This window comes from Streptomyces sp. SID9727 (assembly GCF_010550605.1).
GTDB lineage: Bacteria > Actinomycetota > Actinomycetes > Streptomycetales > Streptomycetaceae > Streptomyces.
On sequence record NZ_JAAGNI010000328.1, the window covers coordinates 1 to 1,969 of the forward strand.

The window sequence follows — 1,969 nt, forward strand, 5'->3', positions numbered from 1 at the left end:
CGGCCCCGGCGGCGGGGGGCGGCCGGCGGCGGCCAGGCGGAAGCCCCGGACGCCGGCCCGGTGCCGGGTCTGCGGCAAGACCTTGACGGACGCCGGCGAGATGAAGCTGATGCGCTGCGACGACTGCCCGTCCGACATGGACGAGGCGCTGTACGAGCGGCTGCACGACTGGCGGGCGGCCCGGGCGCGGGAGATCGGCCAGCCCGCCTACTGCGTGTTCACCGACCGGACGCTGATGGCCATCGCGGAGGCGGTGCCCGGCAGCGAGGGCGAACTGGCCGGGATCCCTGGGGTCGGCGCGCGGAAGCTGGGCCGCTTCGGCGCCGCCGTTCTGGGCATCTGCGCAGGTGGAGACGGGCGCGAGGGTGAGGCGGAGGCAGCCGGGGAGATGTGAGAAAAACTCGTCGGAAAAATAGTTTGCGCCCGCCCCAGTCATCACCATAGGTTCTTAACCACGGAAACAGCGGCTTCTCTGAAGCCCTGGATCCGTGCTGTACTTATCCGAATACGCAGGACCGGCCCGCCGGTCCCCCGAGACGCCGAGAGGAGGCGATTGAAGTGATCAGCATCATCGAGACCAACAAAATGACCGATCTCTCGGTCGTCTCCGCCTGCTCGCTCGGCCTCCTCGCCCGTGCCCCGAAGTCCTCCCTGCGCGCCACCGGTGTGTCCGGCGTCTCCGCCGTCATTCCGATGTCCCTGGCCGGCCTTCCCGTGCGGGAGCGCAATGAGCGACCGACCCAGGCACCGGCAGCAGCAGGAGCGAAGGGACAGGCCCCGGCCTATGCCTTTGCGGCCGTCGGTGCGGGAGCGGAAGCCGGCGTCACCGAGCAGACGAAGCACCACCACACGATGTGGGCCTTCCGTGGGCCTGAACCCTGGAGTGATCCAGCCTGATCCAGCATCAGGCCGGCGCCTTCAGGGCCGCGGAACCCCACTCGGGATCCGCGGCCCTTTTGTTTTGCCTCAACGGGCGAGACGACGAGAAGGGGCCTCGGGACAAGCAGGACCTGGTACCAGCCGCCCCCCGGCCAACAGGCCGGAAACGACCAGACGAGGACACCACCACCGTGCAACTCGAAGCGCACGCCCCGTCCGTACCGCCTTCCGACACGATCTCCCCGCCCGGCCTCACGGAGGACTCCACCTTGACCCCCCTCACCGCGCTCACCGCGCTCGACGACGCCATCGAGAACCTCGGTGTACCCGTCCCCTGCCGCGCCTACGACCCGGAGGTCTTCTTCGCGGAGTCGCCGGCCGACGTCGAGTACGCCAAGTCCCTCTGCCGCACCTGTCCGCTGGTCGAGGCGTGCCTCGCCGGCGCCAAGGAGCGCCGCGAGCCGTGGGGCGTCTGGGGTGGCGAGCTCTTCATCCAGGGTGTCGTCGTCGCCCGGAAGCGGCCGCGTGGCCGTCCGCGCAAGAACCCGGTCGCAGCGTGACCACCGTGGGGTTCCCGGCCCCCAAGCCCATGAAGCGCATCGGAACCATCGACCGTCCCCTGACCCACGACCCCCGAAACCAGGCTCCAATGACCATCCCCACCCCCACGGCCGAGCCCGCCGGCTCCGCGACCCCGGACGTCACCATCATCGGCGCGAACGACTCGCGTCAGAACAGGACCCGCGAGATGCAACTCATTCCAGAAGCCCTGGCTCGTGCGCATATGCACGACCGCCTGCGCGAAGCCGACGTGGAGCGTCAGGCCGTGCGCCTGATCTCCGCCCGGCGGATGCAGCGCCGTGCGGAGCGCGCCTCGATGCGCGCCCGCCGCGCGCTGGCCATGGCCGTCATGCACTGAGCCACCCCGGCCGGCCACGGAGGCCCCGCCCGGACGCAGCCGCTCTCTGCGCCCGGCGGACCGTGCCTCCCAGCGCCACCCGCGCAGCAGCACCCCACCCCGGGGCCGATCCGTCCGACCGACGGACCGGCCCCGGGGGCGTTTCGGGAGCGGTCGGCGCGATCCGGGGCG

The 1,969-nt window shown here is 71.2% G+C and carries 4 protein-coding genes; all 4 read left to right on the forward strand.

Features of this window, described 5'->3' with window-relative positions; genetic code table 11:
• Positions 1 to 394, forward strand: a 394-nt coding sequence (locus tag G3I41_RS22240; RefSeq protein ID WP_203601490.1) for an HRDC domain-containing protein, incomplete at its 5' end; no start/stop codon positions are given.
• A gap of 164 nt (positions 395 to 558) precedes the next feature.
• Entirely contained in the window at positions 559 to 897 is a 339-nt protein-coding gene (locus G3I41_RS22245) for a hypothetical protein (protein ID WP_164402167.1), read from the forward strand.
• Between the two features lie 173 nt (positions 898 to 1,070).
• The gene (locus G3I41_RS22250; RefSeq protein WP_018105532.1) at positions 1,071 to 1,439 is read left to right on the forward strand and encodes a WhiB family transcriptional regulator; all 369 of its coding nucleotides are present in this window, start codon (positions 1,071 to 1,073) and stop codon (positions 1,437 to 1,439) included.
• Positions 1,440 to 1,468: 29 nt separating this feature from the next.
• Positions 1,469 to 1,798 carry a hypothetical protein gene (locus G3I41_RS22255; RefSeq protein ID WP_164402168.1) on the forward strand — a complete coding sequence of 110 codons (330 nt, stop codon included), beginning with the start codon at positions 1,469 to 1,471 and terminating at the stop codon, positions 1,796 to 1,798.
• The last annotated feature ends 171 nt before the right edge of the window (positions 1,799 to 1,969 follow it).

Bases quoted from the DNA above. Each gene is read 5' to 3' on its own strand.
- G3I41_RS22255 (WP_164402168.1), top strand. From the start codon at position 1,469: ATGAAGCGCATCGGAACCATCGACCGTCCCCTGACCCACGACCCCCGA.